The organism is Flavimarina sp. Hel_I_48, from assembly GCF_000733945.1.
In the GTDB taxonomy this organism is placed as follows: Bacteria; Bacteroidota; Bacteroidia; order Flavobacteriales; family Flavobacteriaceae; genus Leeuwenhoekiella.
Window position 1 is genome coordinate 90486 of record NZ_JPOL01000002.1, and the last position, 25542, is coordinate 116027.

Sequence of the window (25542 nt, forward strand, 5' to 3'; positions counted from 1 at the left end):
ATGAATACTTCAATATTTACATGTAATAGATTATTTGTCACCCTGTTACTAAGCTTTTTTAGCTTTACTAACGGCAATGCACAATACAAGACCATCACGCTTGATCCTTTTCAAAAGGTTGTCATTAGCCCATATATAGAAGTGGTTTTTGAACAAGCCGCGGAAGAAGCCGTGCTGATCAATAACTCAAAAGTGCCAAAAGAAAAGATCAATATTGAAAGTAGCGGTGACCAACTGCATATTTATCTCGAAGATGCCAAAGTTGTTGGAAAGCAGGAAGGTGTGATCATAAATGGCAATAAGCGAAAAGAGGACGTCTATAAGGGAACTCAGGTAAGCATTACCATACAGTATAAATACCTAAAATCTGTTGAAATTCGCGGTGAAGAGCACATTGATTTTAAAGATCCCTTAAACGCAAAAGATTTTGACCTGGACCTTTACGGTTCGCCAAAGGTGATTTTTAAAAGTCTGACCGCCGAAAAATTGAAAGTGGCACTGTATGGGGAAAGCTATCTAGAAGTCAACGATGGCGCTGTAGAATTTCAACGCTATCGTTCTTATGGGGATAGCAAAGTGAACACACTGGCTTTAGTTTCAAAGGAGACAAAAATCGCGGCGTATGGTAGCAATCAGCTAATGGTACATGCTTCTGAAGAACTTAAAGTTTCTGCTTTTGGAGATGTTTCCATTCAATACAAAGGGAATCCTGAGATCAAAAATGGACTTAAGATAGGAGATATCGTCTTGCAGAAAATGGATTAAAACTATTTACTTCATTTACAGCACGGCGAATGGAAATCCTATAAAAAATTTAACTTAAGAATAGATATCAGTTGCCACTAAATGTTCAATAATAGCTCAAAAATGCACTAAAAAAGCCAATATTTAGTCAATAAATACCTAAAATCAATCAAATATGATACGCAATTATATTAAAATTGCCTTTCGTAATCTATGGAAGGAACGCACTTTCACCTCACTAAATATTCTTGGGCTAAGCGTCGCTTTTTGTGTTGCTGTCTTATTGAGTATATACGCACTATTTGAACTATCATATGATCGCTTTCACGATCATGCTGATCGTATCTATCAAAGTTATCATACACAACAAACTCCTGATGGTGCTGAGGCCAGTATATCGAAGCCTATACCTTTTGCGGCGGCGCTAAAGGAAGAAGTTCCGGGAATAGAAAAAATCACACGTCTTAATGGGCATGGCGTGCTGGTCATTAATGGTGAAAAACAATTACAATTAAGTGCAGCTTATGTAGATCCTGATTTTTTCTCAATGTTCAGTTTTCCCATTCTTAAAGGCGATAAAACGAACCCTATAGGAAACAAGTCTTCTGTTGCGATTACAGAATATGCAGCGAAGACAATCTTTGGCAGTAGCGATCCATTGGGAAAAACAATTACTGTCCTCTCTGAAGGGGAAGAAAAACCCTTTACAGTTTCAGCAATCACAGAAAATTTTCCTGATCAAAGCAGCCTCGTTTTTGACCTTGTGCTTGCTTTTGAAAATCAATCTGCAGCGGCATATGCTGATAAAAAGGAAGATTGGGACAGCTCCAATCACGAGGTTTATCTGCAACTGGCACAAGGTATTGATCCGGCTCAATTTGAGAAAGCAACCCGCGCATTTACCGCTCTTCATTATAAAGATGATTTTCAAAATGCAAATCGAGATGGTATACAGCCAGACAAAAACGGCCAGTATATTCAGCAACGCTTATTAAATATACGGGACAGGCATTTTACAACGCCCAGAAATGGCATAGCCGATGTAAGTCGACTTTACCCCTATCTGGTGCTGGGGGTAGCCTTTTTAATCCTTTTTATTGCCAGCGTAAATTTCATTAATATGAGCATTGCCAAAAGCTCCAAGCGTCTACGTGAAATTGGAATGCGCAAAACACTGGGAGCGAATAAAATTCAGCTGTTTATTCAGTTTTGGGGTGAGAGCGTTCTTGTTTTCATTTGTTCGGCTCTTTTGGGGATTTTGATCTCCTATGTATTCTTAGAATCTTTTCAAACTTTATTTTCAACACGTGCGTCCTTTCAAAATGTATTAAAGCCTGGGATTATTGCAGGCTCTATAGTAGGCTTATTCTGTGTAACGCTACTGGCCGGTGGATATCCTTCTTTCCTATTGAGCAGGCTTAGAACGCTACAGGCTCTAAAAGGCAAGTTACGGGCAACAAAAAATAACCATTTGCGCAATACATTACTGGTCGTTCAATTTAGCATAGCGATTTTACTGATCTGCGGTACACTGGTCCTCTATAAACAATTAGAATTTATGCGCACCAAAGATCTGGGCTTCAATAAAACGCAGGTACTCGCTTTTCCACTTAACGGAACGAAAGAAGATGGAGTGGTTATGCAATTATTGCGCAACGAGTTGCAAGACAAACCCGGTATTGTAAGCGTAACTGCCTCTAATAATATTTTAGGCCGTGGAAAGGATGGAGCAAACATGACAAGCACCATGGGTTTTGATTATAAAGGTGCTGTTGTAACGACCAATTTACTTATGGTTGATTATGATTATACCAAAACCCTGGACCTGGAGCTTGTGACCGGTCGTGATTTTAATAAGGGGTTTCCAACAGATAGTCTTGGAATTATCGTCAATGAAGCCATGGCAAGGCAATTAAAAGAAGAAAATCCCCTGGAAGCCCGTATTACTTTGGATGATTCTATCCATTATTCAGTAATAGGTGTTGTTAAAGATTATAATTTTCAGGAACTGAGCAAGAACATAGAACCCCTTACCTTGTTCTTAAAACCGAAATGGAACCTGCGCTATGCCTATGTTAAAGTTATACCACAGAACATAAATACATCATTTGAAATAGTAAAAAATGCATGGAAAAAAATTGAGCCTAATGCAGAGTTTCAGGCTTCATTCTTAGATGAAAATATAGACCGTACCCTAAAAAGGGAGCGCACCATGACCACGATGATTACCGGTGGTTCAATTATCGCGATTATTCTTAGTTGTATCGGTTTGTTTGCAATTTCACTGCTTGTCGTGCAACAACGCAGAAAAGAAATTGGTATCCGCAAAGTCGTGGGTGCCAGCGTAGCAAAGATTACGATAATGCTTTCTATGGACTTTTTAAAATTGGTGGTAGTTGCCTTTCTCATTGCCACTCCCATCGCGTGGTACTTTGCGCAGCGATGGCTTCAAGATTATATCTATCGCATAGAGCTGAGCATCTGGGTATTCCTAGGGGCTGGGGCCCTGGCTCTGGCAATCGCGCTTGCCACGATAAGTGTAAAAACAATACAGGCGGCATTGCAAAACCCGGCACGATCCTTAAAAGCCGAATGACAATCAAGAAGCCATCAAAAAAGAACTCAAAATGATAAAATATCACTTAAAAATCGCCTGGAGAAACCTGCTCAGGAACCAATCTTTATTCTTCCTGAACTGTAGTGGACTCGCGCTGGGCATGGCCAGTTGTATATTAATTACGCTTTATGTCTGGGATGAACTTAGTTATGATCGCTTTTATGACAATGCAGATCGTATCGCCAGGGTGGTGCTTCGCGGCAATGTAAATGGAGAAGAACTTAAAGAAGCCATGGTGGCCGCTCCCGTTGCCAAAACCTTTAAGGAAGACTTTCCACAGGTAGAAAGTTCCACCCGTTTGAGTACGCTCTACAATCCTAAAATTAGTTACAACAATACTACTTACGAACATGTGGAAGCTGCTTATGTAGATCCTAATTTCTTCGATATATTCAGTTTAAAGGTGCTAAAAGGTGATGCCAAGACGCTACTTTTAAATCCCAACTCCATCGTATTGACGGCTTCGGAAGCTAAAAAATATTTTGGTGATGAAGATCCACTTGGTAAGCGTTTACACGTTCAGGATATCGAAGAAGCTCTGGTAGTAACCGCGATTATTCAGGATATCCCACACAATTCGCACTTTCAGTTCCATGTGTTTATACCTATGCAGCACAACTCGCTTAGCATTACTAATTCCTGGGTAACCTCTGGTTTTGCCACATATCTGCTACTTAAACCGAATACCTCGTTGAGCGGTATCGATAAGCAGATCCCCGGACTTTTAGAAAAATATATGGGGGATCAGGTTCAAAAAGCCATAGGAATTCCCTATGAGGAATTTCAGAAAAATAGCAGAATCGGCTTGTTTTTGCAACCCCTCACTGACATTCATTTATATTCTGACTTTGCTTCCAGTACCGAACTTTCACCTGCCGGAGATATCAAATATGTGTATATTTTTAGCGCCATTGCGCTGTTCATGTTGCTTATCGCCTGCATCAATTTTATAAACCTGGCTACCGCAACCGCGACAAAACGCAGCCGTGAAGTAGGGATAAGAAAGGTGCTGGGATCTGCAAAAAAACAGCTGGTGGGGCAATTTTTAACTGAATCTTTTATCACCTGTACTTTTGCAGCGCTGCTGGCCGTGGGATTGATTGCGGTGCTTTTGCCCTCTTTTAATACGCTGACCGGGAAAGAGCTCCTTCTCATGGACTTTTTCTCCACCCAAAATATACTACTTCTATTAGGCTTTGTTGTTTTAGTAAGTCTGTTTTCCGGAAGCTATCCTGCATTTGTACTTTCCTCTTTTAAGCCTCTTATGGCACTTAGGAGCAAGTTTTCTGGCGGTGGAAAGCGAAACAGTTTGAGAAGCGGAATGGTGATTTTTCAATTTGTCATATCTGCCTCACTTATTCTGGCTACCCTGGTCGTTTATAAGCAAATGCAGTTTATTCAGCATAAAAAACTCGGTTATCAGAAAGATCAGGTAATTATCCTGCGGAACGCCTATAAATTGGGAAGTACACAGGTAAAATCATACAAAGCAGAGCTTCTCAAAAACCCAAATATAGCCAGCGTCAGCCAGTCGGCTTTTGTCCCTGCGGGAGAAACAGACAACAATACGCGGGGTATATTTAAAAACGGTAACTATTTACGTAAATTTTTCTTTTACGACGTAGATGAAGCCTATATTCCTACACTGGGGCTGGAACTTTCGCAAGGTCGAAATTTTTCCACGGAATTTAAAAACGAGGCCAATAAAGCCATTCTTAATGAAAAAGCTGTCGAAATCCTGGGCCTGGGAAAAAATCCCATTGGTAAAGAATTTGAACGCGCAGAAGATCCTCAAAACGAAAAGTTTACCGTTATAGGCGTGATCAAAGATTTTCATTTCAAATCACTGCACTACGAGATAGAGCCGCTTGTCTTGACATACAATCCCTACGGCGGCTTAATCTTAAAAACCAGAAATGCAGACATAGCTTCTATTCTTGCCTTTGCCAAAGAAAAATGGGGCAACTTTAGCACAGAGGATCCATTTACCTATGCCTTTCTGGATGAATCTTTTCAGCAGACCTACAGCAAAGAGCAAAAAATGGGCATAATTCTTAGTATTTTCACTCTTTTGACCATTTTTGTGGCCTGTTTGGGATTGTTCGGGTTGATCACTTTTGCGACAGAACAGCGTTTTAAGGAGATCGGGATTCGTAAAGTTCTAGGCGCTAATGTGGCTGAGATTGTGGGCATGCTGGCAAAAGATTTTATAAAACCGGTCAGCATAGGCCTGTTGATCGCTTTTCCCGTAGGGTTTTACCTGATGAACCGCTGGCTGCAGGATTTTGCGTATCGCATAAGCATAGGATGGGGCATTTTTGCGCTTACCGCTTTGCTTACCATTACCATTGCCATGCTCACAATAAGCCTAAAAAGTATGAAAGCGGCTTTACAAAACCCGGTAAAAGCGCTAAAAACGGACTAAAAACAGCGGTATTTCAAACAATTATTCAATTTTCTAATCAAAAAAAACACATGTTACTACAACTCAATCATATTTATAAATGGGTCAAAAATGGTGGCCGACGTATATTTTTATTAAACGATATAAACCTGAATATTGAAGAAGGGGAATTTATATCTATCATGGGACCTTCTGGATCAGGAAAATCCACGTTACTAAACGCCATTGGCATGCTTGACGATTTTCAGGAAGGGGAATATCTTTTTATGGATGAGCCTATCCACACGATGAAAGAGAAGCAAAGGGCAAAATTGTATAAAGAATACATAGGTTTTGTCTTTCAGCAATATCACCTTATTGATGAACTTACCGTTTATGAGAATATTGAAACCCCATTGTTGTACAAAAATGTAAAGTCCGCAGAGCGGAAAGCGATGGTAGGCGACATGCTGGATCGCTTCAATATTGTGGGCAAAAAAGATCTCTTCCCGGCGCAGCTGAGCGGCGGTCAGCAGCAACTTGTGGGCGTGGCACGGGCACTGATCTCAAAACCAAAACTTATTTTGGCAGACGAGCCTACCGGAAACCTTAATTCTAAACAAAGTGATGAGATCATGCAGCTCTTTAAGCAATTAAATGAGGAAGACGGGGTGACCATAATCCAGGCCACACATAGCGAGGATAACGCCGCCTATGGTTCAAGAACAATACATTTGCTAGATGGAAGCTGGATACGGGATCAACAACCATCCCAATAACATGCAGTACATGTTGACAGCATATAATGGGATGTGTTAAGACTTGTCTTAATAAACCCAGCAACCATCCCAGGGTTCATCACCTAACGGAATGTTAAAATCCTGTCCATTATAGGTATTTCCGCTTGCGGAACCCGTTACCCTTTTAAAGCGGTACGCCCAGCATTTGCTTTTATGTTCTACTTTATTATTTTCAACGATGAGGTTTTCCATTTTTGAAAATACGAGATGGCCGTTGATCAATGTGTTGTCCCTTACTTCCAGATCTGCCCCTTTATACATATAAAAACCACAATTATTACATGTGTTTTCATAAATGTAGGTCGTTGCTGGGTTGGTTTTAAGGGAATTATTGGAATACATGATAATACCATTCCAGTTGTTGACAGACATGGTTCGCATGGTTATCTCGTTACCACGAACGGTCATATCCGCATTTTTTCGGTACACTATTGGTCCGTCAATATACTCGCTATCATCTCCCTGTTCCAGAATGTTTCCATCAATAAGGACATTGGTTCCGTCAACATTTACAATATCCCCACCGCGGTTGTCGTGAAAATAATTGGATACGATGCGCACATCATCACTTTTGTAAATTCGGCTTTCTATATCAATACCAAACTGAGGGGAAGTGCCAGAGGTATGGTGAATCTCATTATTTTGAATAAGCACATCTTCTCCGCCCACAATTGAAATGCCCTGACGGCGGTTCTGTACGAACTCGTTGTTTTTGATATTAATATGCTTTACGGAACTACCAGGCCCCTTCTGCCCTACCAGTAAAATACCGTCGCCATTTGCCTTTGTCAATTTCACATTTTCAACGGTAACATAGGCGCTCTCATTCTGAATACAAACCAGATGACCCTCATCATGTGAAGTATAGCCATCTTTAGGCCTCGGCGTATACGTATGATCATCACGATCGCCAATAATGGTACCTCCAGAAATGACCACGCGCTCCTTAGCGGTAACCTCCAAGACGCAATAGTTCCATTTATCGTTTGGCACCATTTCTATGATTGCATCCTTGTCCAGCATAAATGCCATATTGCTGCGCAGGGCAATGCCCGCCTGATAAATATCGTTCCCATACCTACCCACAAGAAAGTGTCCCGCAGGTAATTTAATGATACCATAACCCTCATCTACCGCCCAGTCAATAGCTTTCTGAAGGTTTTCAGTTGTCTTATCTGCATCTGTACGGTTGCTGGGAATATCCCAACGCTCTACATCGATAAGGTATTCTTTTTTTGAAATTTGAGGATAAGGAAGTTCCTTCACGGGATCCCGTGTACCGGTAATTTCCTGCGGTGGGGAATTCGTTTCCACTTCCATAAATTCGTTTTCTATCGCATCGCTGGAACACGAAAATAAAAGGAAAACACTAAAAACGATTAGAGAGCATCGTAAGAATATGTTTTGAAAAAAACGTTGCATAAAAAGACTTTTAAAAGGTTATGATCTGGGGTGATCTGTGCGAACTATTAAATACCGACTAAATTAGTTTATCATAATTTTATTATAAAATATCGTTCAAATATAACTATAAAACGTTTAAAAGCATAATTAATGCCAACAAAATCAAAAGAAATGTATTGTAGGTTATTTAATTGTATAACAAGGTTTTAAAATATTCCTTAATTGAAATGTGCCGAATCAGAATTTATGATGAGATAAAATCCAACTGCAAGAGGTTCAATCTGAGTAATGGTCACATTTGAAAAGAAAATTGCCAAAAGTTCAACAATTGATTTTTATAAGATATTATCATAAAATTGATATCCTAGAAAATTCAAAACCCCTATATTTGCCGACCAATTCGGAAAAAATCGGTTTTTTGACTTAAAATTGACTTTGCAAGCCTATTAATGCCCGGGTGCTGAAATTGGTAGACAGGCACGGTTGAGGGCCGTGTGTACTACGTACGTGTGGGTTCAAGTCCCATCCCGGGTACTTTTTCAAACCTGATAATCGATAGATTATCAGGTTTTTTTGTTTTATCTACGAAATTAATTTAATCCGAAAATTTTTAGTTTGTCCAGCGTTTTTTCAAAATTCTTCATGAAGTTTTGAGCTTAGATTCAATAGCATATTTTTGTTTATTTTTTTGCAGGTGAATAATTATTCAGGGCAGTCTGTTTCTTTAGCATAGATATTCTATTAGTTGAGTTGCCCAAGTTGAAAACTAATTTAATGAATAACTATGCCAGGTCTTTAACAGGGGCAACGATACTAAATCAGTATTTAGAATTCTCTTCTGTATTTGTTATGCAAAACGTTTTCGCGAATTTTTTTTCCCTATCCTGTATTGAGATGTAGACGTTATTTTTGAAATTTATAGAATCACTTATAATATCAACTTCATATTGGGTTGCATCATATTCAATCACTCTTTGCCAAGTAGATCCACAATCTATTGATAACATTAATAGACTTTTAACACTTTTGCTATCTCTAAAATACAAGTTGGCCCAAATTTCTTTGGTTCCATTTTTATCACGTCTTATAACCATTCTACTGATCATAGATCTACGATAGGGGTCTGGCATAACCTTACTATTAAATAATTTAAGATCAGTAGTAGATACCAGGAAATTAGTACCCCCGTAGTAATCCGTTCCAAAAATGATCTTTTCATTTACTTCTATAATCGCTGTATAACCTCCCTTATCAATATGTCTGCTATTTACTTTTCTCCATCCTAAATTCGGATTTTGTGAAGGTGTATTAAATCTATTAAATGATTTATTTACCCAGATACCTTTTTTATTATCGCCCTCTGTCATTATCAGGGCCTTCAAACGCTTACTCCATTTTAGAATATGGATGTGTTTATTAATACCTTCTTTGCTTAAAAAATCAGTTTTAGACCAGGTATTCCCATTGTCAATCGAATGATATATAAAACCAACAAAAACCCATTTTTTTCCATCCTTGTTATTGGCATATTCTCCAATGAACAGATCACCTTTAAGATTTTCTGTGATAGACTCAGGACGAAAATAACTTGTGGGAGTTGAAAACTTTAAAACCTTTTTAAAGTTGATCTTATTAGCCTTGGATTTAAACAGTATTCCACCAGAGCATACAAAAAGGTTATCTAACTTATCTATAAAAATACTTTCAATCCTATTACTAAATTCGAAGCATTTTTCTGGGCTGCTTCCATTCAAAGAGCGTAATAACACAGAAGGGTTATTATAAGTACTCCCAAAAAATATATTGCTATTGCTCAAACAAATTTTCACCCAATTATACTTACAATTTACGGTGCAAAAAGAGTCATTTTTTATACTAATTTTATCAATAGCAACTACTGTATGTAAAGGAGTATCATCCAAAAAATTGACGAATTCATGTGCTTTATAAAAACGTAGCTGGTATTTTAATTCCCAAAAAGCAAAAGAAACCAGTTCCGTAATTTTACCAGAATGATAGATATCTGATAAAAAACCTACGATTAGTTTCATCGATATTTTACGAGAAGCATACTTTTCGGAAATGGATGTCATTAAATTATTTTTTTTGTCCTATGAACACACCAAGCCAGGCGTATTGTTTAAAGAAATTTCTCTTCAATAATAAAGTGTCTAATTTGTGGAAATAGGGATAAAATTTCCTAATTACTTTTAAATATGCTGCTGGTGAAACTATGTGAAAAATCTCAAATCTAGAATAATTGAAATGATCTTTAAGAGCTGACAATTCTTTAAAAGTGAAATGATTCCAGGGATAAGATTGATATTTGTGCTTTGTTATTTTTAAAAAAAACCTACCTAGCCCGGTTATCGGATTTTTTTTTAAATTCTCAATAAATATTACACTCCCTCCTTCACGCAAAATTCTGTTAGACTCTTTTAAAAAGTCTTGGTGATTGACATATTGAAGTACGCTATTTGCAAATATTATGTCAAAAGAATTATCCTCAAAGGGAAGCGTATTCACAAATAAAAAGTGTTCAAAATGAACAGAGGGATAATCAAGCGTAGCTTTTTCAATACGTTCCTGACTAGAATCTATACCAACAACCTCAAAACCATATTTATCAAAAATATTTGATAACCTTCCAAACCCACAACCAAAATCCAATAGCGAACGATTACTTCTTTGCCCATTTAGGTATTCTGAAATTATGGGAATGATTGGCTGTAGATATGTGCCATCATGCCAATTGCTATTGTTTTCGTTCCAAACTTTCTCTAAAGTATATTCCTGTGCGTTATTACTCTCTAGCATATCGAATGGTTAAATCCTTTTTAGTTTTGAAGTAGATTTTACAGAGGCTTGTATGTTTTTTCAAAGGAATTTTCTAATATTTAAGGAAATGAACTAGTCCTTTATAGCGTCAATAAATCGTTTGAAAAGGTATTTTAAGCCAAGTAGTCTTCCCTACCACAGTACATTAATAGTTGAAAAGTAACATTTTAATACTATAATTATTTCTCCTTTCGCTAAAGGTTCTATAATACTCGATAAAGCCATTTATAACCGTCAATAATAGGAAATAAGCAACGCTTTTGATGAAAACCAATATCAATCCTATGATTTATAAATATGATTTTGAACACATTGCCAATAAGTTATGGCTAAAATTAACCTGGTATTTAAGTGTTGAAGTTTTTCCATTTTACGGAAAATAAACACTAATTGCTGTAGTATTCCATAGTAAATTTTAAAAACATTTCATCTATACATTTCTTCCATTCATCGACATATAAATCTGATTAACCGAATTAATATCCTACAAAATCCTATTTTTTGCATATTTGAAAGAATAAAAATTCATAATTTGCAAAATGAGAAACAAACTGAACGTACTTTTTATTGAAGATGATGAGATCGAGGTAATGAAACTTAACAGAACCCTAAAAACTTCTGATTTAAAACATAGTATAAGAGAAGCGCAGAACGGGGAAATCGCTCTGGAGATATTAAAAAGCAATGAGCGTTTGCCAGAAATTATTCTTTTAGATCTAAACATGCCAAAAATGAATGGTATTGAATTTCTGCGCATTTTAAAAAATGATGAAACCTTAAAGTATATCCCAGTTGTAATTCTCACAACGTCCAATAACCGCAATGATGTGCTTGAATGTTACAAAGTAGGAATAGCAGGTTACATTATAAAACCTTTGAAATATGATGATTATGTCATTAAACTTAAAGCAGTCTTAGAATACTGGTCTTTAAATGAATTAATAAAACTGTAAACATGAAAGGAATCGTATTTACTGAATTTTTGGATATGGTTGAGCAGGAATTTGGTCTCGACACCGTAGATGAAATTATTACAAATTCAGAATTGAAGTCAGGCGGCGCCTATACTTCTGTAGGTACGTACGACTTTTTTGAAATGCAGAGCCTAATTGTAAATTTAAGCCAGATTACGGGTATCACTGTAGACGATCTGATTTATGCGTATGGTACGTTTTTCTTTACCGTTTTGCTTAGGCATCACAGTGATATACTTAATTTATACACTTCTCCCCTAACCCTAATCGCAAGTGTTGAAGATCATATTCATGTACAGGTTAGAAAAATCTATCCTGGTGCAGAGTTGCCCACTTTTAAGATTATTAAACAGGAGCAGGACTATCTTGAAATTCTATATATATCAGATCGATCTATGTATATGTTTGCCAAGGCATTGATGGATCAAACTTTTCAACATTACCATGAAAATTCTAAAATTGAACTGGAAAAGTTAAAAGAAGATGGAAGCAAAGTTCTTTTTAAGATATACAAGCAATCCCATGCAATTACAGAAAAAAATTGAAGTCCTTGAACGCGCACTAATTCGAGAGAGAGCATCGCGTAAAGAAGCAGAATCAATTCTTGAACAAAAATCTTCTGAGCTTTATGACCTTTCACAAGAATTAAAAGAGTCCAATAGCAAATTAAGCCATTTACTGGATCGTAAAACCTCTGAACTTGAAGGGGTATTTGAGAATATTATTGATTCCTATGTAATCATAAAACTCTCTGGTGAAGTTATCAAAATGAACCAGGCTGCGATCAATTTACTTGGTTATGATGTTGAGGAAGAACCTGTAAACCTTATAGAGCTTGTTATAGATGATTATAAGGAATATACCTTTGAAGCATTTCGGGAATTGGTTATCCATGGCAAATTCAATAATTATCAAGCGGTAATACAAACCAAAAACGATGGGGAGAAAACGGTACAGATCAATGCCAGTGTAATTTATAATTCTGAGGGGCAACCCATAGCGGCGCAGGGAATCGCCAGGGATATCACAGAAGAAATTCGTATCAAAAAACTACTTGAGGATCAGACCAAGCAATTAAATATAATCTTCAAAAATTCACCTATAGGCATAAGCTTATCTAAAACCCTATCCCGCGGTTTGATAATGGTCAATCAGTCACTTTGTGATATGCTGGGTTACAATCCAAAAGAATTTGACGACCTAAGTGTACAGGAACTTACCCATCCTGATGACAATGCAGAAACAGAGAAGTACCGAGATTTGATTTTTTCTGGGGAGATAGACACTTACAAAGTCGAAAAAAGGTATTTCAAAAAAAATGGGGAAATCTTATGGGCAAATACTTCTGTTACAGCCGTAAGGGACCAGAGCGGTACTACAGATTACCTGGTCGCCACCATAGAAGATATCACACAGAAGAAGCTCGCCAGCACCAGACTTCAGGAATCTGAGAATAGGATGGCAACGCTCATCATGAACTTACGTACTGCCATATTACTTGAAGATGAAAACAACAAAATAAGCCTTACCAATCAGAAATTTTGCAATATGTTCAAAATTCCCGTAGCGCCAGATACTCTGAAGGGCAGCGATTGTAGCAATGCCGCGGAAGAATTTAAACATTTTTTTGAAGATTCAGAAAGTTTCCCGGTTAGGATTGAGGAACTTCTCAATGAGAAGAAAACAGTAGTAGCCGAAGAATTAAAACTCAAAGACGGTCGTGTTGTGGAGCGAAGCTACATACCTATTTATAATGATGGATTATACAAGGGACATTTATGGAGCTATGATGATATAACAATTAGCAAGCTTTATAAAGAAAGTTTGAGGGCGCAAAAGGAGAAATATAGCAGTATTATCGCAAATATGAACCTTGGTCTCGTCGAAGTGGACAATAAGGATAATATTGTTATGACTAACAATAGTTTTACGGAAATAAGTGGTTACAGCAAACAGGAATTGAAAGGAAACCCTATAAATGAAATATTCCCAAATATTGAAAGTCAAAAAGCGGCCACTAAAGATTATTTAAGCAACAGTGATGATACTTCAAACTCCTATGAGGTAGAGGCAAAAACAAAAAATGGTGACACTAGAAACTGGCTGATAAGTGGTGCACCTAATTATGACGTTAATGGAAAAACCACAGGTTCAATTGGGATATTCTTAGATATTACAGATCGAAAAAAACTCGAACAACAACGAATAGAACTCCTTAAAAACCTGGAAATTCAGAATGAACAGTTGAACGATTATGCGCATATCGTTTCCCATGATTTAAAATCCCCCCTTCGCAATATATCTGCACTTATAAGTTGGACGAAAGAAGATTTCAAAGCACAACTTGGTTCAGATAGTTTGAATAATCTGGATCTTATACAAACCAAGGTGGAAAAAATGGATCATCTTATTGAAAATATCCTTAAATATTCGAGCATCGAAAACGGTGCCCTTAGTGAGGATACGATTGACACGAATATTCTGGTAAACGAAATTGTTTCCATGATTTTTGTACCTGATCATATTGAGATTAAAATCATAGATAAACTGCCTACTATCTATGCGGATAATACTAGAATGCAGCAACTTTTTCAGAATTTGATCAGCAATGCGGTCAACTACATTGATAAAGAAAATGGTCTTGTGGAAATTGAAGCAGAGGAACAATCAGATCACTATATATTTTCTATAAAAGACAACGGCTGTGGGATTCCAGAAGAGTATCACGAGAAGATCTTTAAGATCTTCAGTTCTGCCACAACAGATAAAAAATCTACCGGAATAGGTTTGAGCATTGTAAAAAAGATTGTTGATCTCTATAATGGCCGTGTATGGTTGAACAGCGTACCTAACGAAGGGACGACATTTTATTTTAGTATTAAAAAATAAATATGAAAGTAATCCAGGCAACGTATTCTTCAGAAAGCTGGGAATACAGTTCAGTAAAAGAAAAATTGACAAACCCGCTGGTGCTCATATTTGGCGACCGCTTTTTACTGGAAAACACTACTACTATTGAAAAAATCAAGGAAGAATTTCCCTATGAAAATTTGGTTTTTGGCTCCACAGCAGGTGAAATCCTTGGTAAGAAAATATCTGAGGACAGTATTGTAGTTACCGCTGTTCAATTTGATAACTCCTCATTTGAGATAAAAACGGCCAATATAAAAGAGTATGATAAAGATGCCATAGAACTCGGTAAACACTTAATATCAGAACTATCTCAGGATGATTTGAAACATGTTTTTATTTTGTCTGAAGGCAGTTTTGTAAACGGAAGCGATCTGTTAGAAGGTCTTGAGAGCGGGGAAAACAATTTTTGCGTTACCGGTGGCCTTTGCGGTGACGGCCCAAGGTTTGAGAAAACCCTTACAGGTTTGAACAAAGCGGAAGAAGGAGAAGTTGTTGTCATAGGTTTTTACGGGGAAAACCTAGAATTTTCCTACGCAAGTTATGGCGGCTGGATCCCATTTGGGCCAGAGAGGCTCGTAACCAAAGCAGAAAAGAATATTTTATATGAACTGGACGGTCAGCCCGCGCTTGACCTGTATTCCAAATATCTGGGTGAAAAAGCCTCAGAACTTCCTCAGGCTTCCTTATTTTATTCCCTTTATTTAAGGGAAGAAGGTAAAGAAAACCGTATTGTAAGAACAATCTTAAACATAGACCGTGATCAGAAATCCATGATCCTTGCGGGCAATATGGTACAGGGATCCAGGGTTCAATTAATGATGGCTTCTACAGATGCATTGCTTCAAGGCGCGAGTGAGGCTGCCCAACTTGCTGTTAAAAATAGAAAAAAGAAATCCCAGCTTGCATTACTGGTAAGTTGCGTGGGAAGAAAATTGGTGTTAGATCAACGTGCAGAGGAGGAAATTGAAGAAGTCATTAATATTATAGGTGAAGACCTCAGCATTACAGGTTTTTACAGCTATGGGGAAATTGCGCCCTTTTATGGAGAGCATGCGAGCTCCCTTCATAATCAGACCATGACCTTAACATTGATAAGCGAATGAATCCCCTACTCCAACGTCAACTAAAAAAATACCTGGATCCTTCCTTATTAAAAGCAGAAGGAATTGATGCATTTTTGAGTGCTGTAGAAGATTCTTATGATACGTATGATGATCAATTTAAAATGCTTCAGCGGGCGATGCGTATAAGCTCTGATGAACTCTTTGATGCTAATCATCAATTAAGAAAGGAGGCTGAAGGTCAGAAAAAAATATTGGATAACTTAAGTGCCGCCATCAATGCGTTAAATATTGAAGAGTTTAATACCGAAGAAGGTCCCGTTGAGATTGCAAACCTTGCCGTTTATATCAAAGAACAAAGTGAAAAGCTACAACAGTCTGCCTTAGAGCAAAAGGCCCTATTGCAAAGACTAGAGAAAAAAAATCAGGCCTTAACAGATTATGCGCATATGGTTTCCCATGACCTCAAATCGCCCCTGAGGAGCATAAGCGCGCTTACATCGTGGATTCAGGAAGATAATTATGCGAAACTGGATGATGCGGGAAAGAGCAATTTTGATTCTATCCTAAAAAATGTTGAAAAAATGGATGCCCTAATCAGTGGCATCCTTAATTATTCTACCATAGATCAGGCGGTTCTCAATCAATATCAGGTCAATATAAAGACACTGGTAGAAGAGATTGTAGATCTTCTCTATATTCCAGATCATATCAGGATTAAAATAGATGAACATTTACCTATTATTTCTGGTGATCAGTTCAGACTACAACAATTGTTTCAAAATTTGATTCACAATGCAATAAAGAGTATTGATAAAGAAAGTGGTCTTGTTGAAATTAATGTAGATAATGCTGGTGATTTTTGGTGTTTTGAAATCAAAGACAATGGCCGCGGAATCCCTAAGAGACACCATGATAAAATTTTCCGCATATTTGAAAAAATTGATAATGATAAATCTTCAACCGGTATAGGACTTTCCATAGTTAAAAAAGTTGTGGACCATTATGGAGGGAACCTTCAAATAGAAAGTGAAGAGGAAAAAGGAACGAGTATTTACTTTACGCTACCAAAATGAAAGAAAAGCCAAATTTATCCTACATAAACCAATTGTCTGGAGGGGACAAAATTTTTGAAGGTAAACTTTTAAGCGTAATAAAGAGGGAGCTCCCGGAAGAAGCCGCAACGTATAGAACAAGCATTAAAAACAAAGATTTTACGGAAGCTGCCGTAAATGTTCATAAACTTAAGCACAAAATTAGTATTTTAGGCCTCGAAGAAAGCTATCTTTTCGCAGAAAACTATGAAGAGGAACTGCGGGAAGATAAGAATGTAAGCCAGTCAGAATTTGAAGAAATACTTCACGCAATGTCTGCTTTCATTGAAGAGTTCTAAAAAAAATAAGCATGAAATGTTTAATAATTGATGATGAGGATACTGCACGGCTAATCATCACTCAGCTCATCGATAAAAATCCTAATTTAGAACTGGAAAGAGAGTTTTCTGATGCTATCTCTGCGATTAAATTTCTGAATAAAAACAAAACGGATCTTATTTTTCTGGATATCCATATGCCTGATTTTACGGGTTTTGATCTGATTCAAACCCTTAAAAATCCGCCTCATATTGTCCTTACCACTTCAGATAAAAGTTTTGCTATTGAGGCTTTTGAATATGACTGCATTGTAGACTACCTGGTAAAACCAATAACACAGGAAAGGTTTGATAAAGCGGTAAACAAGGCGTTGAGTTCAAAAATAATACAACCCACCACTAATCTTAATCCCAGCGCTGTAAATCCAAAGAATGAACTGTATGTAAATATTGACAGAAGGCTCATAAAAATCGATATGAATCGCATCTATCTTATTGAGGCAAAAGGGGATTATATTCTTGTAAAAACTTTTGATCAGAACTACACCGTTCATTCAACCCTTAAAAAAATTGAAGAAAAACTCCCTACAGAACTTTTTTTAAAGGTACATAGGTCTTTTATAATCAATGCCAAGCATATTATTGATATAGAAGATAACAGTGTTTTGATAGAAAAAGATGTTGTCCCCGTTAGTAGAAGCAATCGGCCAGAACTTATGAAGCGGTTAAACCTTCTTTGACCGAACCTTTACATCCCTATAACAGTAATTTTCAACTTGATTTTTGATATTTATAACAAATATTCCACCCTTCTTTTTAATTAATGCGCTGAACAATAGTAAAATTTACACTATTGGGATTGATAACGCTCAAATTTTTGATCTCTTCTTAAGTAAATAAAACCTTTTATTTCAAATTGAAATGCAAATCCTTAAAAAAATTTTACAAAAAAGTAAATTCACTACCGAATAGATTTACAGCGTTAGATCTCCAAGTATAAAAGGGGTTTTTTTGACAGCCCATTATTTCTTTAACATCCAATTACCGTATTGCAACGGTTTAAAAGCATTTTAAAGGTAGATTTATCTTTAATTTTAACGCTAAAACGTACTAATTAGCAATTTATAATTAAAAATGTAAGAATTTCTTACATAAGATTAACAAAATTAATATTAAATTTAGTTTTAAGATTAATTTAATTACAGGTCAAAACCTGTAAATTGTTCTTATACATCACGATTATAGCGTCCCTACTTAGATTTTACCCAGTTACTAAATGAGTACTAAAATTCTCAAATATTATCTACCACTATTATCTCTCAGCCTAATTCTCGCTGTATGGATTTTCTTCAATGAGCGTAATAACAATGCAAAACTTGAGCTAAAAGATCTATCCTCCAAAAAAAAACTCATCGTTGAGGCCTTAAATCCAGTAATAGCCAACATATATTATTGGAGTCATTACGATTTTATAAAAGAGGATTTCGAAGTAAATTATAACGGTACGTTCAAAGAGGAAATGGGCAATTTTATAGTTGGTATGAATCAATACGTTCAGTTCAGGTTATTGAATACATCGGGTAAAGAAGTGCTAAGATTAGTAAGAAAAGACGATGGTACCATTGCTTATGATCGAACACTTCAGGATAAAAGACAGCGTGATTATTTCAAAAAAACAATCAAACTGGATAGTTCTCAGATTTATTTTTCTCCGTTAAATCTCAATATTGAATTCGGAAAAATAGAAGTTCCCTATAAACCGATGATTAGAGGTAGCGCTCCTGTATATTCAAATAAAAGAGAGAAATTAGGAATAGTGGTGATTAATTTTCAGGCTTCAAAGTTGCTCGAAAGTCTAAACTACGATTTAAGCTCCAATTTTTATATTCTTGATAAATATGGTAATTATCTGGCTAATACAAGCGATGCAACTAAAGAGTTCCAACATATCCTCAACCGTAAAAACAAGAATAACTTTCGATATGAACATCCTGTGGCATGGAGTGCTATAGAAACCAGTCAGGATTCTATAATAACAGATTTTAAGGGTACCTGGGTTATTGACAGATTGGATTATAAGAAATCAATTTCCAAAACCAGTTTGATCAATGGTACGTATGCAAAAGTAATTACAGATAATGAATGGTATCTGGTCTCAAGAATATCAAATGCTTACATCTTTAATTCCGCAAAAGATTATTACATCGCGCTTATGGCAATCAATTTATTGATTGTTCTTATTATTATCTATGTTGCAAAAAGAGAGTTAAAAACTGAAGCCCTTAAAAACCAATACTTACTTGATTTAAAGGAAAATAAAATTCTCCTAGAGAAGCAAAACAAAACCCTTAAATTCACTAAAAAAAAATTACAGGTAAGAAATAGACAATTAAAAGAATACAACAACATTGTTGCCCATAATTTAAGGGCGCCCACAACTTCCATGTCTGCGCTTGTTTCTATGTTGAGTGGATCTAAGGACTTAGAGGAAATGGATACGTATATACCTAAACTTAACAAGATTACAGAAAGCATAAATTCTCTTGTAGAAGATTTGTTGATTTACGTCAGGATTCTAAATAATAATGAGGTCAACACAGAAAAATTTGATATTGAAACGATTATAGAGGACTCAGAAACATTATTTCTGGAGATCATTGATGAGGAAGTCACGGTATGTCTTGATACAAAAGCATGGCATAAACTTAAGTTTTCAAAAGTTTACTTTCAGAGTGTTATTCAAAACCTCATTTCTAATTCGATAAAATATCGCGATCCCAATAAAGAATGTTTTATACATATTAGAACTGAATATAGGGAAGATAAAAAAGTCCTTATCGTAGAAGATAATGGTATTGGTATAGATATGGAAAAATACCAAAATGATATTTTTAAACTTTATAAGCGGTTTCATAGAAATATCTCTGGGAAGGGACTGGGACTGTTCCTGGTTAAGACCCAGCTGGAATCTTTAAACGCAGAAATACGCGTAGACAGTCAATTGGGAAAAGGTACTTCTTTTGAAATTGTATTCAATAAAAAACACTAAAACGATGACTTTTTTTTTAATCGATGACGACAAGATTTTTCAGTTTATTACTGACAAAATTCTTAGGAAAATTAATCCGGAAATAGTGATTGAAAAATACCTGGATGGAGAAGAAGGTCTAAATAGCATTAAAAAGAGAATAGAAGATGGTGTTTCCCTTCCTGATGTTGTTCTACTTGATATAAATATGCCTTTTATGAACGGTTGGCAATTTTTAAAAGAGTATAAAAAACTACATCTTAATATAGGTAAAGATGTACATATCTATCTTTTAACCTCTTCAAATAACCCTGAAGATCTGGAAAAAGCCAAAAAAATAAGTGAACTTTCCGGTTATATGATCAAACCTGTTACAGAAAAAGAATTGGAAGTTTTAATAAGGGAATTTCCTATCAATCAATGGTATCAACCTCGATTGTAAATGCCTAAAATTTGAAAACTGGCTTATTTAAGATGTCCCATTTTACATTGATTCCAAATTCAGTATAGGTGAAACCTGCCGCGGTTACTGATGCTATATTACTATGGTTACCGTATACACCAGCTACAAATCTATCACTTATTTGATAGCCAGTCCTACCCTGCAACCTATATGTGGATTGCTTTTCATTATTTTCAATAAATTGATAACCAGCTGCAGCCGTTAACTCATAAGAAAATGGAGAGTTCGCATTGTTGCTCGCAAAGCTCAGAAATAACTCTGTTGCATGAAATTTTTTCGGACTGAAGTAAAAGGTGGGAAACTGCTTTTTAAAGCCTATATATTGATAATTGATACCTCCTTTTAATATGAGTTTCTTCAGAAAAGTGAAATACAATGAAGTAAAAAGTAGATTTCTTGCGTTCTCATCACTCTGATTTGTATGTACAAATTGCAGGTACCATCCCAGCCCATACGTAGTTGAATAATTATTGTTCAGGAATATATGGTTTCCTGCAATTTGCCTATTTAAAAGTTCGGCATTAAAGTCTTGTAAGTCCCTTCTATAACCCAATTCAAGATCATTTCTTACAAAAGGTTTTAGGTTTGTGGCGATCTCCCCCACAACGTTTGTATAATCAGTTTGTACTGAGTTTGCTTTTACAAACCCACCATTTACCTTCACTTTAAAATCTGGAGCTATTAAATAATTAACCGCAAGGTTGATCTGATTGGAAGTCGCTTCCAGATCACTGTTCGTATTCATGGTTTCCCTGTACGTATACCCTGCGAGCACTTCTAATTTTGTACTTAGTGGAAGTTTCAAACCTGTTCTAAAGGCGATTGCTTCATTGTTTCCATTATCAAAAGAGTAACTCACGTTTTCTTCAAGGACCGGCCTGAACCCTTTTTCCAGTTTAATCAGAAATTGTTCTGCGTCTTGTTGGTTTTCAAAAAAACGCAAAGTCTTAAGCGCAGCGGCTTTTGCCTTTTTTGCTTCAGAATTTGCAAAATAAGCATTTGCGATACCCAGATTACCATCAAATGAAGTGGAATCTTTAGCTAGTATACTTTCATAACTTTTAATACTATTTTTAAAGGCACCCGTGTACATTCCCAAAGTTGCTTCTAACGCGAGAATTTTTACGGTTTCACCGTAGGTTTTTTTTAGTTGCACAATATAATTGCTGGCCGACTGATATTTTGCATTCCATATCAAAGCCTGGGCGTAGCGTTCTTTAGCTTCAAGTACACGTAGGGAATCTGTTGATTTTTCGGCAATATTCAACGCTTGTACTGCAAAATGCAATGCTTCTTTTTCATCCTCCCCTATATGCGCTGCAAGGGAAATACCGTTGAAGGCAAGTATGCTATCATTTAAATTCAAGGCCAATTCTTCATAAACAGATTTGGCTTTCTTATCATCTTTAATGATCAGATACAAGTTGGCCTTATTTAAAAGACTTTCCTTGTCGCTGGGAAAATCGTTGAGATTAGCATCAAAAAATTCTAAAGCCTTTGTATAATTACGTTGTTGCAGGTTCATACTCGCATACCCCAGGCGTATATATTTCCTGGAGGTCATAGCATTGGGGTTTTCCGGTGAAACCTGTAATGATTTGTTTACGGCATCCAGAGCACCTTCATATTCTTTAAGGTTACTAAGTGTATTGGCGTAACCCAAAAGTGCTCCAAAGTTGTCAGGATATTGCGTCACCAGCTCTTTATAATATTCCTTTGCCTGACCATATTCTTTATTCCATAACAATGATTCTGCGTAGTTCAATTGTACTTCAAGGTCATTTTTATACTCCTCCTGCAACTCAGAAAAAAGCTTTTTTGCCTTTATGGGATCATCATGTAAACCCACCGCCCGTGCATAACACAAGCGCGCGGTTTTGTTAGAAGGAAATTCCTTTAAAATTTCAAAGAAAAATTTTTCCGCATCCGCAAATTCCCCGTTTTCTAGATTTTTAAAGCCCGCTTGCATATCCTGTGCATTTAAGTGAAAACTCATTAAAAAAAGGACAAGCGTATAAATAAGTACTTTAAAATTCATGGTTGAGTATTATTGTAAGATTTCTTATTAATGCCAGAAGTCATAGGTTTGATCTTCAAATAAATACAATTTATCATTTAAGGCACACTGAATAAATTATAAGGCTATATAACTATCGCTAATATATTTTAGGAATTTAATACTATATGTTCTAAAAATAAAGCAAAATATCTATTTATTGCGTGTAAAAACAGCATTTAACGGTTAAAATACGCTATTTTAGACTATTTATAAATTTTATTCATAAATTTTGCATAAATTTTTAAAATATTTTTTTATCTTTTGCCGTCGTAAATTTTAAAGCTGTTTCCCGGTTTAGTGAAATACGGAAAAATAGACCTCAACTCATAGTATTTATAATCAAATACATGATGAATATCAGACTATATAAACTGAAATTTGGCCTAAAGCCTTCTCAGCTATTTATGGTAAGTGCCATGGTTGTGAATATTGGCAATTATCTATACAATCTTGCCCTGGGCCGTCTCCTGGGTCCAGAAGCTTTTGCAGACGCGGCAATCTTGATAACATTCCTTCTTATACTCTCCTTTATGGCTATGACACTGCAGCTTAGTGTCGCTAAATTTACCGGTAGTTTTGATAGTGCCAAAAAAGATGCTTTTTTAAAATATTCCCGAAAATGGAGCCTTATAATAGGCTGCGCAGTAGGCTTGCTCATTTTTATGCTGGCAACTCCTTTGCGGCAATGGTTTCAAACGGACTCTGTCCTCATGTTTAAAATATTTGCAGTGGGCGTTCCACTCTATTTTTTAATGAGCGTCAATAGGGGTTATTTTCAAGGGGAACAGGAATTCGTTAAACTTTCTATTACCTATCAGGGAGAAATGTTGAGCCGTTTGTTTTTGACCCTTGCCTTTATATTGATACTTCCCTTTGGAAGTTCTGAACTTGTAGCTATAGGCATTGTAGTTTCCCTCTTTCCAGGAATGCTTCCGTATAAAAAGATAGTAGGAAAAGCGTTACCTCCCATTGAAAGCGAAGACATTTCCCATTTAAAGAAGTTTGTAATCGTTACCGCGCTTTACGAGCTCACGCAAATTATCATCAACAATGGGGATATACTTCTGGTCAAACACTTTTTTGATCCTCATGCTGCGGGTCTCTATTCCTCAATGGCATTGATAGGCAGGGCAGTGTATTTTGTCGCATGGATGTTTGTCATGCTGCTTTTGCCAGAGGTGGTTAAACTCCACAAAGAAGGAAAGGACACACAAAAACTCTTTTTTAAATATCTGGGCATGATCACTGCGCTGACCACAGGAGTGGTTATCATCACCTTTTTGCTACCAGAACTTATCATCAATGTCCTTTTTGGAAATGAATATGTTGAAATAGCCCATTTATTATGGAAATACGCTTTGGCCAGTTCGCTATTTGCCCTGGCAAATGTGTTTGTCTATTATTATTTGTCATTAGATAAATATTTGCCCGTACTGCTCAGTGGCGTTTTTGGACTTGCACAGCTTGGGTCCATTTTTATTTGGCATGATAGCCTGGCGACCGTTGTGGAACTGCAGATAATCATCATGTTAGGATTACTTGTGTTTCAAGGCCTTTATTTCCTTCAACAGAAGAAACAATCAGCTCAACCCATCTAAAGTTCGACCCGTCGAAAAACCAAAACGTACGCATTAATCTTATTGATATTTACAGCATCATTAAAACCTAAATCAAAAATTGACATTATGAAACTAGCACTAGTAACGGCATTTCCCCCCAGTAAAGTAACCCTGAATGAATATGGTTATCATCTAGCAAAGAATTTTGCGCAGAATGAAGAGGTTGACGAACTCATTCTAATTACAGATCATACGGAGGAAGAAAAAGTATTGGATTTTACTGCTCCCAACTGTAAGATTACCGTGAAAAACTGCTGGAAGTTCAATAGTTACAAAAACGTATTGAGTATTTACAATTGCGTAAAAGAAGCAAAACCAGATGCCATTTTATTCAATTTACAGTTCATGAAGTTTGGGGATAAAAAAATTCCCGCAGCATTGGGCCTAACCCTACCCATGCTTTTTAAACTTAAGGGAATACCCACCATAGTACTCCTACATAATATTATGGAACAGGTAGATCTGGGCAATGCAGGTTTCACCAAAAACAGAATACTGCAAAGAATATTTAATGGGATAGGAACGCAATTGACTCGGGTCATCCTACAAGCGGATACCGTAGCCCTCACAATAGGAAAATACGTAGGTGTAATAAAAGATAAATATAAGGTAGATAATGTCATTCAAATTCCGCACGGGTCCTTTGAAACCGTTGAGAAGCCCAATTTTGACCTGCCGGAAGGGCCAAAAAAAATCATGACTTTTGGTAAATTTGGAACCTATAAAAAAGTCGAGATCCTTATCGAAGCGGTCGAACTTTTAAGGATCACGACAGATCATGAGCTAGAAATAGTTATCGCAGGTACTGATAGTCCCAATACACCTGGATATCTGGAAAGTGTTAAGCAAAAGTATGAACACGTTAAAAACCTCACTTTTACAGGTTATGTAGAAGAAGAAGATGTCCCGCGATTATTTGGCGAGAGTACGGTGGTTGTTTTTCCTTACACCTCGACCACGGGAAGTTCTGGTGTGTTGCACCAGGCCGGTAGCTACGGCAAAGCTGTAATCATGCCTTCTCTTGGCGATCTCGCGCTCCTTGTTGAAGAGGAAGGCTATACAGGGGAATTTTTTCAACCGGAAAATGTCAATTCCCTATGCCGTTCTTTAGAAAATATTGTTGAAAATGACCGCTACAGAAGAAATATCGGTCAGATAAATTATGAAGCTTCCTGCAGTTTGCCCATGGAAAAAGTTGCACAATTGTATATTGATGAGTTCGCAAGATTAGCAGAATCAAAAACTAGTCTGGAATATGCATAATAGG

The 25542-nt window shown here is 36.6% G+C and carries 19 protein-coding genes and 1 tRNA gene; 16 read left to right on the forward strand and 4 right to left on the reverse strand.

The annotated features are described in order from the left end of the window. The 4 genes from P162_RS00720 (at position 1) to P162_RS00735 (ending at position 6523) form a co-directional block, all read left to right on the forward strand. Positions 1–765: a head GIN domain-containing protein gene (locus tag P162_RS00720; protein WP_031425237.1), complete on the forward strand. Its 765-nt coding sequence runs from the start codon at positions 1–3 to the stop codon at positions 763–765. A gap of 154 nt (positions 766–919) precedes the next feature. After that, on the forward strand, positions 920–3340 hold the full coding sequence (locus P162_RS00725) for an ABC transporter permease (RefSeq protein WP_031425239.1): 2421 nt from the start codon (positions 920–922) through the stop codon (positions 3338–3340). Positions 3341–3371: 31 nt separating this feature from the next. After that, positions 3372–5786 (forward strand): ABC transporter permease, encoded by a 2415-nt coding sequence (locus P162_RS00730; RefSeq protein WP_031425240.1) that lies wholly within the window; start codon positions 3372–3374, stop codon positions 5784–5786. Between the two features lie 50 nt (positions 5787–5836). After that, positions 5837–6523: an ABC transporter ATP-binding protein gene (locus P162_RS00735; protein ID WP_031425242.1), complete on the forward strand. Its 687-nt coding sequence runs from the start codon at positions 5837–5839 to the stop codon at positions 6521–6523. Positions 6524–6571: 48 nt separating this feature from the next. Here P162_RS00735 and P162_RS00740 read toward each other — a convergent pair whose 3' ends face one another. Beyond that, positions 6572–7966: a right-handed parallel beta-helix repeat-containing protein gene (locus P162_RS00740; RefSeq protein ID WP_051907708.1), complete on the reverse strand. Its 1395-nt coding sequence runs from the start codon at positions 7964–7966 to the stop codon at positions 6572–6574. A 433-nt stretch (positions 7967–8399) separates the two neighbouring features. Between P162_RS00740 and P162_RS00745 the strand changes: the two genes are divergently transcribed. Beyond that, positions 8400–8482: transfer RNA gene (locus P162_RS00745), tRNA-Leu, on the forward strand. Between the two features lie 284 nt (positions 8483–8766). Here P162_RS00745 and P162_RS00750 read toward each other — a convergent pair. Both P162_RS00750 and P162_RS00755 read right to left on the reverse strand, forming a co-directional pair. After that, on the reverse strand, positions 8767–10041 hold the full coding sequence (locus P162_RS00750; RefSeq protein WP_164076165.1) for a hypothetical protein: 1275 nt from the start codon (positions 10039–10041) through the stop codon (positions 8767–8769). 4 nt (positions 10042–10045) lie between these two features. Further along, complete coding sequence (locus P162_RS00755; RefSeq protein ID WP_051907709.1) at positions 10046–10765, reverse strand: class I SAM-dependent methyltransferase; 720 nt, start codon at positions 10763–10765, stop codon at positions 10046–10048. Positions 10766–11325: 560 nt separating this feature from the next. Between P162_RS00755 and P162_RS00760 the strand changes: the two genes are divergently transcribed. The 9 genes from P162_RS00760 (at position 11326) to P162_RS00800 (ending at position 20576) form a co-directional block, all read left to right on the forward strand. After that, positions 11326–11739: a response regulator gene (locus P162_RS00760; protein ID WP_031425250.1), complete on the forward strand. Its 414-nt coding sequence runs from the start codon at positions 11326–11328 to the stop codon at positions 11737–11739. 2 nt (positions 11740–11741) lie between these two features. Next, positions 11742–12305, forward strand: a complete 564-nt coding sequence (locus P162_RS00765; protein ID WP_031425251.1) for a heme NO-binding domain-containing protein — start codon at positions 11742–11744, stop codon at positions 12303–12305. Further along, positions 12244–14649, forward strand: coding sequence for a PAS domain S-box protein (locus tag P162_RS00770; protein WP_241077711.1), 2406 nt, complete (start codon positions 12244–12246; stop codon positions 14647–14649). The genes P162_RS00765 and P162_RS00770 overlap by 62 nt, the downstream gene beginning before the upstream one ends. A 2-nt stretch (positions 14650–14651) precedes the next feature. Continuing rightward, positions 14652–15776 carry an FIST signal transduction protein gene (locus P162_RS00775; RefSeq protein WP_031425255.1) on the forward strand — a complete coding sequence of 375 codons (1125 nt, stop codon included), beginning with the start codon at positions 14652–14654 and terminating at the stop codon, positions 15774–15776. Beyond that, entirely contained in the window at positions 15773–16810 is a 1038-nt protein-coding gene (locus P162_RS00780; RefSeq protein ID WP_031425257.1) for a sensor histidine kinase, read from the forward strand. The genes P162_RS00775 and P162_RS00780 overlap by 4 nt, the downstream gene beginning before the upstream one ends. Then, entirely contained in the window at positions 16807–17127 is a 321-nt protein-coding gene (locus P162_RS00785; protein WP_031425259.1) for an Hpt domain-containing protein, read from the forward strand. Before P162_RS00780 ends, P162_RS00785 begins: the two co-directional genes overlap by 4 nt. Positions 17128–17138: 11 nt before the next feature. Then, positions 17139–17846 carry a LytR/AlgR family response regulator transcription factor gene (locus tag P162_RS00790; protein WP_031425260.1) on the forward strand — a complete coding sequence of 236 codons (708 nt, stop codon included), beginning with the start codon at positions 17139–17141 and terminating at the stop codon, positions 17844–17846. A 536-nt stretch (positions 17847–18382) separates the two neighbouring features. Continuing rightward, positions 18383–20155: an ATP-binding protein gene (locus tag P162_RS00795; RefSeq protein ID WP_031425261.1), complete on the forward strand. Its 1773-nt coding sequence runs from the start codon at positions 18383–18385 to the stop codon at positions 20153–20155. A gap of 4 nt (positions 20156–20159) precedes the next feature. Next, on the forward strand, positions 20160–20576 hold the full coding sequence (locus P162_RS00800; protein ID WP_031425263.1) for a response regulator: 417 nt from the start codon (positions 20160–20162) through the stop codon (positions 20574–20576). Between the two features lie 4 nt (positions 20577–20580). Here the strand turns inward: P162_RS00800 and P162_RS00805 are convergent, their stop codons facing one another. Then, on the reverse strand, positions 20581–22635 hold the full coding sequence (locus tag P162_RS00805) for a tetratricopeptide repeat protein (RefSeq protein ID WP_031425265.1): 2055 nt from the start codon (positions 22633–22635) through the stop codon (positions 20581–20583). Between the two features lie 368 nt (positions 22636–23003). Here P162_RS00805 and P162_RS00810 point away from each other — a divergent pair, with 368 nt between their 5' ends. Together P162_RS00810 and P162_RS00815 are read left to right on the forward strand one after the other, a co-directional pair. After that, positions 23004–24254: an oligosaccharide flippase family protein gene (locus tag P162_RS00810; protein WP_051907710.1), complete on the forward strand. Its 1251-nt coding sequence runs from the start codon at positions 23004–23006 to the stop codon at positions 24252–24254. A gap of 87 nt (positions 24255–24341) precedes the next feature. Next, positions 24342–25538, forward strand: coding sequence for a glycosyltransferase (locus P162_RS00815; RefSeq protein ID WP_031425269.1), 1197 nt, complete (start codon positions 24342–24344; stop codon positions 25536–25538). Positions 25539–25542: the final 4 nt, after the last annotated feature.